Origin of the sequence: Streptomyces sp. NPDC016309, assembly GCF_043077235.1 — a bacterium.
In the GTDB taxonomy this organism is placed as follows: Bacteria; Actinomycetota; Actinomycetes; order Streptomycetales; family Streptomycetaceae; genus Streptomyces.
The window spans coordinates 102,673-116,449 of sequence record NZ_JBIBSG010000009.1 but is presented as its reverse complement, the minus strand read 5'-3'; the positions used below and the strand labels follow the sequence as shown (position 1 = coordinate 116,449).

General features: G+C 73.7%; 12 protein-coding genes. 7 read left to right on the top strand and 5 right to left on the bottom strand.

All coding sequences use genetic code 11. The annotated features are described in order from the left end of the window. Window positions 1-4: 4 nt before the first annotated feature. Entirely contained in the window at window positions 5-412 is a 408-nt protein-coding gene (locus ACF068_RS23065) for a septum formation initiator family protein (protein ID WP_392276163.1), read from the bottom strand. Between the two features lie 85 nt (window positions 413-497). After that, window positions 498-1,454, bottom strand: a complete 957-nt coding sequence (gene rsmH, locus ACF068_RS23060) for a 16S rRNA (cytosine(1402)-N(4))-methyltransferase RsmH (RefSeq protein WP_392276162.1) — start codon at window positions 1,452-1,454, stop codon at window positions 498-500. 393 nt (window positions 1,455-1,847) lie between these two features. Between rsmH and ACF068_RS23055 the strand changes: the two genes are divergently transcribed. The 4 genes from ACF068_RS23055 to ACF068_RS23040 all read left to right on the top strand — a co-directional run bounded on the left by ACF068_RS23055 (window position 1,848) and on the right by ACF068_RS23040 (window position 7,487). Beyond that, window positions 1,848-2,396, top strand: a complete 549-nt coding sequence (locus ACF068_RS23055; RefSeq protein ID WP_392276161.1) for a beta-class carbonic anhydrase — start codon at window positions 1,848-1,850, stop codon at window positions 2,394-2,396. Between the two features lie 209 nt (window positions 2,397-2,605). Then, window positions 2,606-3,715, top strand: coding sequence for an AAA family ATPase (locus ACF068_RS23050; RefSeq protein ID WP_392276160.1), 1,110 nt, complete (start codon window positions 2,606-2,608; stop codon window positions 3,713-3,715). Beyond that, the gene (locus ACF068_RS23045; RefSeq protein WP_392276159.1) at window positions 3,715-5,082 is read left to right on the top strand and encodes a DUF58 domain-containing protein; all 1,368 of its coding nucleotides are present in this window, start codon (window positions 3,715-3,717) and stop codon (window positions 5,080-5,082) included. The genes ACF068_RS23050 and ACF068_RS23045 overlap by 1 nt, the downstream gene beginning before the upstream one ends. After that, a complete protein-coding gene (locus ACF068_RS23040) occupies window positions 5,079-7,487 on the top strand; it encodes a DUF3488 and DUF4129 domain-containing transglutaminase family protein (protein WP_392276158.1) in 2,409 nt (802 codons plus the stop codon). Before ACF068_RS23045 ends, ACF068_RS23040 begins: the two co-directional genes overlap by 4 nt. Window positions 7,488-7,769: 282 nt before the next feature. Here ACF068_RS23040 and ACF068_RS23035 read toward each other — a convergent pair whose 3' ends face one another. From ACF068_RS23035 to ACF068_RS23025, 3 genes are all read right to left on the bottom strand, one after another. Continuing rightward, complete coding sequence (locus tag ACF068_RS23035) at window positions 7,770-8,165, bottom strand: DUF3040 domain-containing protein (RefSeq protein WP_392276157.1); 396 nt, start codon at window positions 8,163-8,165, stop codon at window positions 7,770-7,772. A gap of 263 nt (window positions 8,166-8,428) precedes the next feature. After that, window positions 8,429-9,187, bottom strand: a complete 759-nt coding sequence (locus ACF068_RS23030; protein ID WP_392276156.1) for a methyltransferase — start codon at window positions 9,185-9,187, stop codon at window positions 8,429-8,431. A gap of 70 nt (window positions 9,188-9,257) precedes the next feature. Next, window positions 9,258-9,743, bottom strand: coding sequence for an SAV_6107 family HEPN domain-containing protein (locus tag ACF068_RS23025; RefSeq protein ID WP_392276155.1), 486 nt, complete (start codon window positions 9,741-9,743; stop codon window positions 9,258-9,260). Between the two features lie 155 nt (window positions 9,744-9,898). On the opposite strand from ACF068_RS23025, the gene ACF068_RS23020 reads away from it, so the two are divergent. The 3 genes from ACF068_RS23020 to ACF068_RS23010 are packed head-to-tail and all read left to right on the top strand — an operon-like array spanning window position 9,899 to window position 13,645. After that, entirely contained in the window at window positions 9,899-10,960 is a 1,062-nt protein-coding gene (locus tag ACF068_RS23020; RefSeq protein WP_392276154.1) for an ATP-binding cassette domain-containing protein, read from the top strand. After that, complete coding sequence (locus tag ACF068_RS23015; protein WP_392276153.1) at window positions 10,932-13,025, top strand: YhgE/Pip family protein; 2,094 nt, start codon at window positions 10,932-10,934, stop codon at window positions 13,023-13,025. Before ACF068_RS23020 ends, ACF068_RS23015 begins: the two co-directional genes overlap by 29 nt. Window positions 13,026-13,036: 11 nt before the next feature. Beyond that, window positions 13,037-13,645: a TetR/AcrR family transcriptional regulator gene (locus ACF068_RS23010; RefSeq protein ID WP_392276152.1), complete on the top strand. Its 609-nt coding sequence runs from the start codon at window positions 13,037-13,039 to the stop codon at window positions 13,643-13,645. Window positions 13,646-13,777: the final 132 nt, after the last annotated feature.

Sequence of the window (13,777 nt, the reverse complement as noted above, 5' to 3'; positions counted from 1 at the left end):
TGCGTCACCTGCCGGACGTCGTCGGTGCGGTGGGCGGGGCGGGCTCGGCCGTCGCCTCGCCGGGTACGCCGCGGACCGTGCCGTCGGGGCCCAGGAAGGCGGGGCTGCCGCCGGGCACCATGCCGAGTTCACGGGCCCGGCGCTCCAGCGCGTCGGGGGCGGACCGGCCGTCCACGTCCCGCTGGAGCTCCTGCTCCTCGTCGGTGAGTTCGGTGGTCCTCTTCTTCAGCTCGCTGAGCCGGAAGGATCCCTCGTTGAGGGAGGAGTTGAGGAGCAGGAGGGTGATCAGGCCGCCGCCGAGGAGCAGGACGACCAGCAGGACGAAGGGGGTGCGGGCCGCGGTGCTGGGCCCGGACGGCATGAGCCGCGCGAGCCGCGCCGCCCGTCCCTTCAGCGGTCCCGCCTTGGTCACCTGTCCTCCCGGTTCGCCCCGCTGTCCCGTCCGTGGTCCACGCCGCCGCCGTGCCCGCGCCCGTCCTTCCGGCCGGGCCGGCCGCTCACAGCTCGTCCCGCCTGATCCGCTCGGCGCCCCGGAGCCTGGCGGGGGCGGCGCGGCGGTTCTCGGCGACTTCCTCCTCGGTGGGGAGTTCGGCACCGCGGGTCAGGAGCTTGAGCTTCGGCTGGTAGCGCTCCGGCACGACGGGCAGCCCCGGCGGGGCGGTGCTGGTGGCGCCGGCCGCGAAGACCTGCTTCACCAGCCGGTCCTCCAGCGAGTGGTACGACAGGACGGCGATCCGGCCGCCCACCGCGAGGGCCTTCACCGCGGCCGGGACGGCCCGCTCCAGGACGGTCAGCTCGCCGTTGACCTCGATGCGCAGGGCCTGGAAGGTCCGCTTGGCCGGGTTGCCGCCGGTCCGCTTGGCGGCCTGCGGGAGGGCGTCGCGGATCAGCTCGACGAGCCGGGCGCTGTTGGAGAAGGGTTCCTTCTCCCGCTCCCGTACGATCGCCGCCACGATCCGCTTGGCCTGCTTCTCCTCGCCGTACTGGCGCAGGATGCGGACCAGCTCGCCGGGCGGGTAGGTGTTGAGGACCTCCGCCGCGCTGATGCCGGTCGTCTGGTCCATGCGCATGTCGAGCGGAGCGTCCTGCGCGTAGGCGAAGCCCCGGTCGGCCTCGTCGAGCTGCATGGACGAGACGCCGAGGTCGAACAGGACGCCCTGGACCTCCGGGACGCCCAGCCGGTCCAGGACCTCGGGGAGCTCGTCGTAGACGGCGTGGACCAGGGTGGCGCGGTCGCCGAAGCGGGCGAGCCGCTCACCGGAGAGCCGCAGGGCCTCTTTGTCCCGGTCGAGGGCGATCAGCCGCGCCTCGGGGAAGCGGGTCAGCAGCGCCTCGCTGTGGCCTCCGAGGCCCAGGGTGCAGTCGACGACCACCGCACCCGGCTGCCCCAGTGCGGGTGCCAGCATGTCCAGGCACCGCTGGAGCATCACCGGGACGTGTCGGGTCTCGCTCATGCGCCCTCTCAGATTCGGCGCGGTGGACGTACTGCCGGATCCCTCCCGTCCGGGGAGGCCCGCCGGCGCCGGAAAAGCGTCGGCCGACCGGCGAGCGGGAGAGGGCCGAGCCGTACCTGCCGCCGCACACGCGGGGGGAGAAACTGCGGATTCGCTGGGATTCGCTCAATGTCTCCGTGAACTTCGCGTCACTTTAGTCCACTGCCCCGCGCGGTCAATCAACCGGGCAGCGCGTCGCGCGGGGCGGCGGCGCACGGGGCGCGATCACGGACGACTCACCCGGACAGTGGCCCGCCCTCACCCCTGTGGGTTACCTCACAACAAGGCACGTTGGAGTTCTTTGTCCCCTCTCACAGCGAGCCGCGGCGGGGCGTGACCATTAACGTTTGAGCCATGACGACTTCAGCATCCGCGCACCCCTCGCCGAGCCCCATAACCGACGGCGGCACGGTCACGGACCGTCTCGTCGAGGCCAACCGGCAGTACGCCGCCGGCTTCACCGACCCGGGCATGGACGCCCGCCCCGTGCTGCACGTCGCGGTCGTCGCCTGCATGGACGCCCGGCTCGACCTGCACGCGGCGCTCGGTCTGGAACTGGGTGACTGCCACACGATCCGCAACGCCGGCGGTGTCGTCACCGACGACGTGATCCGCTCGCTCACCATCAGCCAGCGCGCGCTGGGCACCCGCAGTGTCGTGCTGGTGCACCACACGGGCTGCGGCCTGGAGTCGCTCACGGAGGAATTCCGCCACGAGCTGGAGCAGGAGGTCGGCCAGCGGCCGGCCTGGGCGGTGGAGGCCTTCCGCGACGTCGACCAGGACGTACGGCAGTCCATGCAGCGTGTGCGGACGTCGCCGTTCCTGGTGCACACCGACGACGTGCGGGGCTTCGTCTTCGACGTGAAGACGGGTCTCCTGCGCGAGATCGACCCCTCTTCCTGAGGTTTCCCGGCACGGGACACCCTCCCGGAACACGCCATCTCCGACATATCGCGCGCGGTTGTCCACAGCCGAGTGACACGTACGGGTAACGGCAACAAGAATGCGGGGGTGACACCGCTCCTGAATGGTTCGGAGACGGTGTCCGTGTTTCAAGGGTGGACCGTGCCGTCAGTCGCGCACGGCCCATGGAACGGGCCGAGGAGGGCCGTGTGACGACCTATGACGATCGAGCGAGCCTCACAGATCTGACCACCACGGCGGAACGCGTCCGCAGGTCGGTGGAGGGTGTGATCGAGGGCAAGCCTGAGGTCGTACGGCTTTCGCTGACCGTGCTGCTCGCCGAGGGACACCTCCTGATCGAGGATGTCCCCGGCGTCGGCAAGACCATGCTGGCCAAGGCGCTGGCACGGTCGATCGACTGCTCCGTGCGGCGCATCCAGTTCACGCCCGACCTGCTGCCGTCGGACATCACCGGTGTGTCGGTCTACGACCAGCAGCGGCGTGAGTTCGAGTTCAAGCCGGGCGCGATCTTCGCGCAGATCGTGATCGGCGACGAGATCAACCGCGCCTCGCCCAAGACCCAGTCGGCGCTGCTGGAGTCGATGGAGGAGCGCCAGGTCACCATGGACGGGCACAGCTACGAGCTGCCCAGCCCCTTCATGGTGGTCGCCACGCAGAACCCGGTCGAGATGGAGGGCACCTACCCGCTCCCCGAGGCCCAGCGGGACCGCTTCATGGCCCGCGTCTCGATCGGCTACCCCAGCGCCGAGGCCGAGCTCCAGATGCTGGACGTGCACGGCGGGGTGTCGCCGCTGGACGACCTCCAGCCGGTGGCGCACGCCCACGACATCGTGAAGCTGATCGACGCGGTGCGCACGGTCCACGTGGCCGAGGCGGTCCGGCGGTACGCGGTGGAGCTCGTCGCGGCCACCCGCACCCACCCGGACCTGCGGCTCGGCGCCTCGCCGCGCGCCACGCTGCACCTGCTGCGGGCCGCGAAGGCGTCCGCCGCGCTGAGCGGCCGCGACTACGCCCTGCCCGACGACGTCCAGGCACTGGCCGTCCCCGTGCTGGCCCACCGGCTGCTGCCCACGGCCCAGGCGCAGCTGAACCGGCGTACCTCCGAGCAGGTCGTGCGGGACATCATCCAGCGCACGCCGGTACCCACGGCGGCTCCGCCGGCGGCCGCGCCGCACGGCTCGCCGCTGTCCGGTGGCCGGGTGCCCGGCGGCCCGATGCAGGGCGGTCAGATGCCCGGCGGCCCGGCGGCCGGCGCCCCGCTCTACGGCCAGCAGCAGCCCGGCGTACGGCGGCTGTGATGGCGGCCGGGGGGCCCGCCGGCCGGGACGGCGAGAACAGGGGCGGGGTGCGGGCCGCCCTCGGGGGGCTGACGACCCGCGGCCGGTCCTTCCTGGCGGCCGGCGTCGCGGCGGCGGTGTGCGCCTACGTACTGGGACAGGGGGACCTGCTGCGCGTCGGGTTGCTGCTGGCCGTCCTGCCGCTGGTCTGCGTGCTGGTGCTCTACCGCACCCGCTACCAGGTGGCCGGCAGCCGGCGGCTGGCGCCGCAGCGGGTACCGGCCGGCGCCGAGGCGCGCGTCCACCTGCGGATGGAGAACATCTCGCGGCTGCCCACGGGCCTGCTGATGCTCCAGGACCACGTGCCGTACGTGCTGGGGCCGCGGCCCCGGTTCGTGCTGGACCGGGTGGAGGCGGGCGGGCGCCGCGAGGTGTCCTACCGGGTCCGCTCGGACCTGCGCGGCCGCTATCCGCTCGGGCCGCTCCAGCTACGGCTGAGCGACCCGTTCGGGATGTGCGAGCTGACCCGCTCGTTCAGCGCCTACGACATGCTCACGGTCATACCGCGCACCGAGCCGCTGCCGCCCGGCCGGCTGCCGGGCGAGGCCTCGGGATACGGCGAGGGGCGGCCGCGTTCGCTGGCCCTGGCCGGCGAGGACGACGTGATCCCGCGCGAGTACCGCTACGGCGACGACCTGCGGCGGGTGCACTGGCGGTCCACCGCTCGGTACGGCGAACTGATGGTGCGCCGCGAGGAGCAGCCGCAGCGCGCCCGGTGCACGGTGCTGCTGGACACCCGCGAGGTGGCCTACCAGGGCTTCGGGCCGGACTCCGCCTTCGAGTGGGCGGTGTCCGGCGCGGCCTCGGTGCTGGTGCACATGCTGGAGCAGGGCTACTCCGTCCGGCTGCTGACCGACGAGGGCAGTCCGCTGCCCGGCGACGGTGACGGGTTCACCGGTGCGGCACAGGACTCGGCGGACGCGGCGGGCCTGATGCTGGACACCCTCGCGGTCGTCGACCACTCCGACGGGGCCGGGCTCTCGCGCGCCCTGGACCTGCTGCGCTCCGGGAACGAGGGACTGCTGGTCGCGTTCATCGGCGACCTCGACGAGGAGCAGGCGGCGGTGGCCGCCCGGATGCGGCAGCGCAGCGGCGCGGCGGTCGCCTTCGTCCTGGACAGCGGTACGTGGCTGACCGGCGGCGCGGTGGCCGGCGCGGTGGAGGACAGTGTGCGGCGGCTGCGGGACGCGGGCTGGACGGCGGTGGCCGTACCGCCCGGGGCGTCGCTGGCCGAGTTGTGGCGGCGGACGGGCGGGGCGCCCTCCGGACCGGGCGCGGCGAGCAGGGGAACGAGCGGAATGTCCGGGGTATCGGGGGGTTGGTCATGAGCGGTCGCGGGAGGCTGGCGCTGTGCGCCTTCGCCGCCACGCTGATGGCGGCCGGGGCGCTGCTGCCGCTGGTCGATCCGGCCACGTGGATCATCCAGGCCGCGGTGCTGGTGGCGCTCCAGAGCGGGGCGGGCGCGCTGGTGCGGCGCTGGTCGTCGGCACGCGCGCTCACGGTCGCGGTCCAGGCCCTGGTGGGCCTGGTGGCGCTGACCGTCCTCTTCGCCCGGGACCAGGCACTGGCCTGGTTCCTGCCCGGACCGGACGCGATCCAGCGGTTCGGGTTGCTGCTGACCTCGGGCGCGGAGGACGTCGGGCAGTACGCCACCCCGGCGCCCGCCACCGACGGCATCCGGCTGATGCTGGTCGGCGGCGTGCTGGTGATCGGGCTGGCCGTCGACGCCCTGGCGGTGACATTCCGCAGCGCCGCTCCGGCGGGGCTGCCGCTGCTCGCGCTGTACTCGGTCGCGGCCGGCCTGTCCGGTGGCGGCGCGAGCTGGCTGTGGTTCCTGCTGGCCGCCTCCGGCTACCTGCTGCTCCTGCTGGCCGAGGGCCGCGACCGGCTCTCCCAGTGGGGCCGGGTCTTCGGCGGCGCGGCCCCGGGCGGACGTGGCCCGGCCGGGCGGGCGGGCGGGCCGCTGGCCCCGGTGCGGACCGGGCGGCGCATCGGCGTGGTCGCCCTGGGCATCGCGCTGGCCGTGCCGGCCGCGCTGCCGGCCCTCGGCGGCGGACTGCTGGACGGCACCGGCGCGGCGGGCGGCAAGGGCGGCGGGGTGATCAACGCGGTCAACCCGCTGGTGGCGCTCCAGGACAACCTGACGCAGCCCGAGGACCGCGAGGTGCTGCGCTACCGCACCAACGCCGAGGACACGTCCGGGCTGTATCTGCGTCTGACGTCGCTGGACGACTTCGACGGCGCGTCCTGGAAGCTCTCCGAGCGCCCGATCGTCGACGTCCCCGAGCGGCTGCCGCAGCCGGCCGGGCTGAGCGGCAGTGTCAACGCGGCGGAGATCACGACCAGTGTGTCGGCCGCCGGCACCTACGAACAGCGGTGGCTGCCCATGCCGTTCCCCGCGTCCCGGGTCGAGGTCGACGGGCGCTGGCGCTTCGAGCCGGTGGGACGCACGCTCGTCGGCGACGGCGACCAGACCACGAAGGGCGCGCAGTACACGGTGCGCAGCCTGGTCGTGGAGCCGACCCGGGAGCAGTTGGCCAACGCCCCGCAGCCGTCGGCCGACCTCGAACGCGAGTACACCGAGGTGCCCGGGTCGCTGCCGCCGGACGTGCGGTCGACCGCGGCCCGGGTGACCAGGGGCGCGGCGACCGACTACGAGCGGGCCGTCAAGCTCCAGGACTGGTTCGCGGTGGAGGGCGGCTTCCGTTACGACACCACGGTGTCGTCGGGCACGGGAGCGGCCGCGATCTCGCAGTTCCTCAAGAACAAGGAGGGGTTCTGCATCCACTTCTCCTTCTCGATGGCGGCGATGGCCCGGACGCTGGGCATTCCGGCGCGGGTCGCGGTCGGCTTCACCCCCGGTGCGCCGCAGTCGGGCGGCTACATGTCGGTCGGCATCCGTGACGCGCACGCATGGCCCGAGCTGTACTTCGAGGGCGTGGGCTGGACCCGTTTCGAGCCCACCCCGACGCGCGGCACGACGCCCGAGTACACGCGGCCGGAGGCGCCGACGGGACGGCCGAGCACACCGGCGCAGCCGGAGGAGAGCGCCGCCGCGGTGCCGTCGACGCAGCCGTCCGCCCAGGAGAGCTGCCCGCCGCAGGCGCGGCGCCTGGGCGAGTGCGGGGACGTGCAGGACCCCGGCGCCGTCGCCGCGGCCGACTCGGGGCCGCCGCTGGGCACGATCCTGCTGGTCGCCGCGGGAGTGGTGGCGGTCGTACTGCTGCCCCTGCTGCCGATGCTGTGGCGGTCGCGGGTACGGGCCCGGCGCCTCGGCCGGGCCGGGCGCGGCCCGGAGGACGTGGCCGCCCGGACCCTGGCGGCCTGGGAGGAGGTCCTGGACACGGCGTGGGACCACGGCATTGCGCCGGACGACTCCCGGACGCCGCGCAAGACGGCCGAGCGGATCGTCCTGCTGGGCGAGCTGGACGGTCCCCCGGCCGAGGCGGTCCACCGGGTGGCCGGCGCGGTGGAGCAGGTGCTCTACGCCCCCCGGCCGGGCCACGTGGCGGGACTGGCCGAGGACGCGGCCCGGATCCGTGCGGGTCTGGCCGCCGGATCCGGCCGGGTCGGCCGGCTGCGCGCGCTGCTGCTCCCCCGCTCGACCGTCCGGGTGGTGTGGGCGGTGTCGGACCGCTGGGCGGCGCTCACCGGCCGGTGGGCCGGCCGGCGCCACCGCCTGGTGGCCCGCGTCGCCTCCCTGCTCCGCCGCCCCTCCCGCCAGGGCGGCTGACCCGGCGGCCGGGGTGCCCCTCCCGGCGCCCCACCGCGTGACGAGGCCCCGGCCACCCGGCCGGGGCCTCGTCACGCGGGCGGGCCTGAGCGCCGGGGCGGATCGAACGGGGCCGCGTCCAGGATGTGCCGGGGCGGACCAGCCGCATCCGACGGCCGAGCGGCGCGCGCCCCGGCAGGGACGGGGGTACCCGCTCGTATCACTGGGCGGCGGGTGGGTGGACATGGGTGAGGGGCGACCGCCGTCGGCGGTCGCCCCTCACCATGTCTCATGCCGTGGCGCTCAGTGGCCCTGCTCGTCGCGGCGGCGCTGCCACCGCTCCTCGATCTTGTTCATCATCGAGCGGCGCTGCCGGGGGTGCCGGCCGTGGGCCGTGCCTCCGTCGGTCTGCTGCTGCTCACCCGGTTTCGGCGCCTTGCGCCAACCGGTGACCGCGAGGACCGCACAGCCGAGCATGACGAGGAACCCCACCACGCTGATCCAGATCTGCTGGGCGACCATTCCGGCCATGAGGAGCGCGATACCCACCAGGAAGCCTGCGACCGCCTGGTACACCCGTCGCCGGGTGTGCGTACGCAGCCCGCTTCCCTCGAGCGCTGTCGCGAACTTGGGATCTTCGGCGTACAGCGCTCGCTCCATCTGCTCGAGCATTCGCTGCTCGTGCTCCGAGAGCGGCACGGAGTCCTCCTCGTCGTCGGTCGCTGGGGGCGACCGGTATGCGGCCCTTTCAGGATAGGCAGGGATTCGCCCCCGTGAAACCCGCCCTGTGCCTTTCACCGATCGGACCGCCATGCCGGTTCGGGTGGTGAGGCGTTGATTCCCCGTCCTCCGATCCGTCATGCCGGATGGTGTCCCTCGATCATACGGGGATCCGGCTGCGAGCGGGCGGCCTGTGGCGTACTCCATCTGCGGCTGCGCCGCTGATCAGCCCGCTGGTCGGATCAGCCCCGCTTTTCGCCCAGCACGTGCAGTTGGGTGGCGACCGACCGGAACGCGGGGAGCTCGGCGGCGGCGGCCTCCAGCTTGAGCAGCGCGTCGAGGGCGCCGGGCTCGGTGTCGACCAGGACGCCGGGGACGAGGTCGGCGAAGACCCGCACGCCGTGCACGGCGCCGACCTCCACACCGGCCGCCTCGACGGCCTCGGTCAGTTGCTCGGCGGTGAAGCGCCGCGGGACGGGGTCGCCCTCGCCCCAGCGGCCCGCCGGGTCGGTCAGGGCGCGGCGGGCTTCGGTGAAGTGCCCGGCGAGCGCCCTGGCGAGGACGGCGCCGCCCAGTCCGGCCGCGAGCAGGCTGAGCGCGCCGGAGGGCCGCAGGGCCTCGGCGGCGTTGCGCACGCCCTCGGCGGGGTCGTCCACGTACTCCAGGACGCCGTGGCAGAGCACCGCGTCGTAACCGCCGCGCTCGACGACGTCGAACAGGCCGTGGATGTCGCCCTGGACGCCCCGCACCCGGTCGGCGACGCCCGCCTCGGCGGCGCGGCGCTCCAGCGCGAAGAGCGCGTTGGGGCTGGGGTCGACGACGGTGACCCGGTGGCCCAGCAGCGCGACGGGGACGGCGAAGTTCCCGCTGCCGCCGCCGGTGTCGAGGACGTCCAGGCTGTCCTTGCCGGCCGCCTTGACCCGGCGGTCGAGGGCGTCCTCGAGAACGTCCCACACCACGGCGGTACGAAGGGAGGCGCGGGGGCGCTGCGGGTCCGACACGGCAGTTGACTCCTCGGTGACGGTTACGAACGCTTCCCACCCTATGGCCTCACGAGCGGTGCCCCGGCACTCAGTTCGTACGGTCCGTGCCCGACCGCCGGGACCGGGGCCGCGGCAGCGGCGGCCGGGGCACCAGCAGCCGCTCCACCAGGCCCAGGAACATGGTCACGTCCCGGACGAGGTCGTCGGCGTCGCGGTTGCTCGCCGCGCCCCGTATGCCGGCCTCGGCGCGGGCCCGGCGGGCGGCGCCGGCGGCGAACAGGGCGCTCCACTCGGTCAGCTCGGGCGCCACTTCAGGGAGCACCTCCCAGGCGCTGCGGATCTGGCGGCGCTTGCGCGGGGTGGCCTCGGGGCGGCCGTGAACGGCGAGCACGGCCGCCGCCGTGCGGAGGGCGGCGAGGTGGGCGAGGGCGTACCGCTCGTTGGGGGTTTCGAGGGTACGCGCCTCCTCCAGGCCCGCGCGGGCCTGGCCGAGCAGGTCGAGAGCGGCGGGCGGCGCGGCGGCGCGACGCTGCACGGGGTGGATGTCGCTCGCCGCCGTGTGGGTACCGGCCATGACGAACCTCCAGTCGTCGTGTGACGGCGCGGTGGCCGTATGTGCCCATCGTGCGGGGCGGCACTGACAGTCGGCCCCGACCAGGCACTTTGCTTCGATCGAAGGTTCGGAGTAGGTTTTTGCACTGACCGGTCAGTTCAAAGAAATGGGGGCTCGTGGACAGCCAGGACGACGACCTGGAAACCCCGGACGAGCGGGACGGCGGAACGGACACCCGGGACGGGGCGGACGCACGGGACGGGGCGAACACGCGGGACGGGGCGGACGAGCGGGACGCCCGGGACGAGAGCGGCACCGCCTCCGCCCGGCCGGCCGCCGCAGCCGAGGACGGCGCCGAGGACGGCGCCGAGGACGCGGACACCGACACCGACGCGGACAGCGACGAGGACGTGGCCACCGACGTGACCACCGATGCCGCCGCCGGTACGGACACGGGCGGGGACACGGATCCGCCGCACACCGGCGAGGGCGACCGCACCGGCGGCCCGGTCGCCGCGGGCGCCGCCGTGGTGGCGAAGGGGTTCGGGCTCAAGGGCCCGCGCGGCTGGACGTTCCGCGGTGTGGGCGTGGACGCCGCGCCCGGCTCGCTGGTGACGATCGAGGGGCCGTCCGGCTCCGGCCGGACCTGCCTGCTGCTGGCCCTCACCGGGCGGATGCGCGCCACCGAGGGGCACGCGGAGGTCGGCGGGCACCCCCTGCCGCGGAAGATGGCGGCCGTCCGGCGGATCAGCGCGCTCGGCCCGGTGGCCGGCGTCAGCGATCTCGACCCGGCCCTGACCGTCGACGAGCACCTGCGCGAGCGCGCCCTGTTGCAGCGCCGGTTCGACGGCTCGCCGCTCGCCCTGCTGCGGCCGCGCGCCGAACGCGCCGCCGCCTCCCGGGCGCGCGTCCAGAAGGCCCTGGAGGCCGCCAGACTGGACCCGGCCTCGCTGCCGAAGGGGGGACGCACCTCCGTGCGGGACCTGGACCGGCTGGAGGTCCTTCGCCTGTCCATCGCCCTGGCGCTGATCGGCGAACCCCGGCTGCTGGCCGTGGACGACGCCGATCTGAAACTCTCCGACGCCGACCGGGCCGAGGCCTGGTCCCTGCTGCGGTCCATAGCCGGCGCCGGTACGACGGTGCTGGCCGTGTGCAGCGAGGCACCCGGGAACACGATCACCATCCGCACCACCGAGGAGGGGGCGGCCGATGCGCTCGCCGAAACTGGCCGCGCTTGAGCTGAAGCGGTTCGGCAGGGGGAAGCTGCCGCGGGCCGCGCTCGTCGCGATCCTGCTGCTGCCGCTGCTGTACGGCGCGCTGTACCTGTGGTCGTTCTGGGACCCGTACGGCAGGCTGGAGAAGCTGCCCGTGGCGCTCGTCAACGAGGACCGGGGCGCCACCGCGGACGGCAAGAAGCTGAACGCGGGCGACGACCTCGCGAAGAACCTGCGGGAGAGCAAGGTCTTCGAGTGGCACGAGGTGAGCGACGCCGAGGCCCGCGAAGGCGTGGAGAACGGGACGTACTACCTGTCCCTGACCATGCCGCGGGACCTCAGCCGGCGCATCGCGTCGAGCTCCGGGGACGCGCCCGAGACGGGCGCCCTCCAGGTGCGGACGAACGACGCCAACAACTACATCGTCGGGCAGATCTCGAAGACGGTGTTCGCCGAGGTCCGCACCGCCGCGTCGACGAAGTCGTCCCGGTCCTTCCTGGACAAGATCTTCATCAACTTCTCCGACCTCCACGACGCCACCGAGAAGGCGGCCAAGGGGGCCGACGAGCTCAAGAGCGGGGCGGCGCGGGCCAAGAAGGGGTCCAAGGACCTCTCCGACGGCCTCACCGACGCCAAGAAGGGCAGCGGCAAGCTGGCCGGCGGCCTGAAGAAGCTGGACGGCGGCGCGGCCGACCTGGAGACGGGCGCCCGGCAGGTCGCGAACGGCACCCAGACGCTCGCCGACAAGGTCAACGGCGTGGCCGCCGACGTACGCCCGTACCTCAGGGACAACGGCAAGAAGATCGGCGACTCCGCGCGGCTGGTCTCGGACCTCTCCCAGGGCATGCGCAACAGCCTGGACCTCATCGTGAAGAAGGGCCCCGGGCTGCGGACGGGCGCCCATGCGGCCGCCGACGGGCTCGCCGCCTTCCACAAGGAGGAGTGCGAGGACAACCCGCTGCCCGACCCCAAGCTCTGCCCGAAGGTGGAGAAGGCGAAGGTCGCGTCCGCCGACGTGGCCGTCATCGCCGACGACCTCCATGAGCTGGCCAAGGACGGCAACGGCAACCTGAAGAAGCTGGACACACAGCTCAAGGACCTCCAGGCCAGGGCCGACGCCCTCGCCGAGCGGGCACCGCACCTCGACGAGGACCTCGCCGACGCCGTCCGCAAGATCAACGAGCTGAACGCCGGCGCCCACCGGGTCGCCACCGGAGCGGACACCCTGCACACCGGCCTGACCGGCGCCAAGGGCGGCATCGCCGAGCTCGACACCGGGGTCGGCAGGCTCAAGAAGGGCGCCGGCGACCTCAACAGCGGTCTGTACAAGCTCGCCGACGGCTCCTCCGAGCTGGCCACCGGCCTCAACGACGGCGTCGGGAAGATCCCGGACTACGACAAGCAGGCCCGCGACCGCCGCACCGAGGTGATGGCCGACCCGGTCCAGCTCGCCTCCAAGTCGCTGCACAAGGCGCCCAACTACGGCACCGGGTTCGCCCCGTACTTCATCCCGCTCTCCCTCTGGGTGGGCGCCATGGTGGCGTACATGCTGATCCAGCCGCTCAACCGCCGCGCCCTCGCCGCGGGGGCCTCCGCGTGGCGCATCGCGCTGGCCGGCTGGCTGCCGGTGGCCGCCCTCGGCGTGCTCCAGGTGGGCGCCCTGATGTCCGTCCTGCACTGGGCGCCGGGGCTGGGCCTCCAGATGGCGCGGCCGGCCGGCACGGTCGGGTTCCTGCTGTTGGTCACCTGCTGCTTCGCCGCGATCATCCAGTGGCTGAACGCCCGCTTCGGCGCCGCCGGGCGGATCCTCGTCCTGGCCCTGCTGATGCTCCAGCTGACCTCGGCGGGCGGCACGTACCCCGTGCAGACCAGCCCCGGTTTCTTCAACACGATCCACCCCTTCCTGCCGATGACGTACGTCGTCGAGGCGCTGCGCCGGCTCATCACCGGTGGCGGGCTCGGGCCGGTCTGGCAGGCGTGCGCGGTCCTGGCCGCGTTCACCCTCGGAGCGGTCGCCCTGACGGCCCTCTCCGCGCGCCGCAAGCAGGTGTGGACCCTCGATCGCCTGCACCCGGAGCTGAGCCTGTGAGAATCGACGCCATGGACACCCAGAGCAGCAGACGGCAGGCCACCCGCACCAAGCTCTACGAGGCCGCTGTGACCCTCATCGCCGAGCAGGGCTTCTCGGCGACGACGGTGGACGAGATCGCGGAGCGCGCCGGGGTGGCCAAGGGCACGGTCTACTACAACTTCAAGAGCAAGACCGAGCTCTTCGAGGAACTGCTGCGGCACGGCGTCGGGCTGCTGACCGCCTCCCTGCGGGACGCCGCCGACGAGACGGCGGCGCGGGGCGGCACCCGGGTGGAGGCGCTGGACGCCATGATCCGCGCGGGTCTGGTCTTCATCGACCGCTACCCGGCCTTCACCCAGCTGTACGTGGCCGAGTTGTGGCGCACCAACCGCGCCTGGCAGTCGACGCTGCTGGTGGTGCGTCAGGAGGCGGTCGCCGTGGTCGAGACGGTGCTGCGGGAGGGGGTCGAGGGCGGCGAGCTGAGCGACGAGATCGACATCCCGCTGACGGCGGCCGCGCTGGTCGGGATGGTGCTGGTGGCGGCGCTCGACTGGCAGGCGTTCCAGCGGGAGCGCTCCATCGACGACGTCCACTCGGCCCTGTCCCGGCTCCTGCACGGGCGCGTCAGCGGCCGCTGAGGCCCTTATGAACCGCGAGAGGCGCGCGCGGGACGGTGCGGCTCGCGGGCCCGCACGGGGAACGGAAGAAGCCGGTCCGGTGAGGCTCGATCCCCCCGAGCCTCACCGGACCGGCGTCATCCCCCGTGTCCC

Excerpts from the sequence above, each read along its gene's own strand:
- ACF068_RS23025 (WP_392276155.1), bottom strand. The coding sequence starts at position 9,743 with ATGGCCGGTACCCACACGGCGGCGAGCGACATCCACCCCGTGCAGCGT.
- ACF068_RS23010 (WP_392276152.1), top strand. The coding sequence starts at position 13,037 with ATGGACACCCAGAGCAGCAGACGGCAGGCCACCCGCACCAAGCTCTAC.
- rsmH (WP_392276162.1), bottom strand. The coding sequence starts at position 1,454 with ATGAGCGAGACCCGACACGTCCCGGTGATGCTCCAGCGGTGCCTGGAC.
- ACF068_RS23015 (WP_392276153.1), top strand. The coding sequence starts at position 10,932 with ATGCGCTCGCCGAAACTGGCCGCGCTTGAGCTGAAGCGGTTCGGCAGG.
- ACF068_RS23055 (WP_392276161.1), top strand. The coding sequence starts at position 1,848 with ATGACGACTTCAGCATCCGCGCACCCCTCGCCGAGCCCCATAACCGAC.
- ACF068_RS23040 (WP_392276158.1), top strand. The coding sequence starts at position 5,079 with ATGAGCGGTCGCGGGAGGCTGGCGCTGTGCGCCTTCGCCGCCACGCTG.
- ACF068_RS23045 (WP_392276159.1), top strand. The coding sequence starts at position 3,715 with ATGGCGGCCGGGGGGCCCGCCGGCCGGGACGGCGAGAACAGGGGCGGG.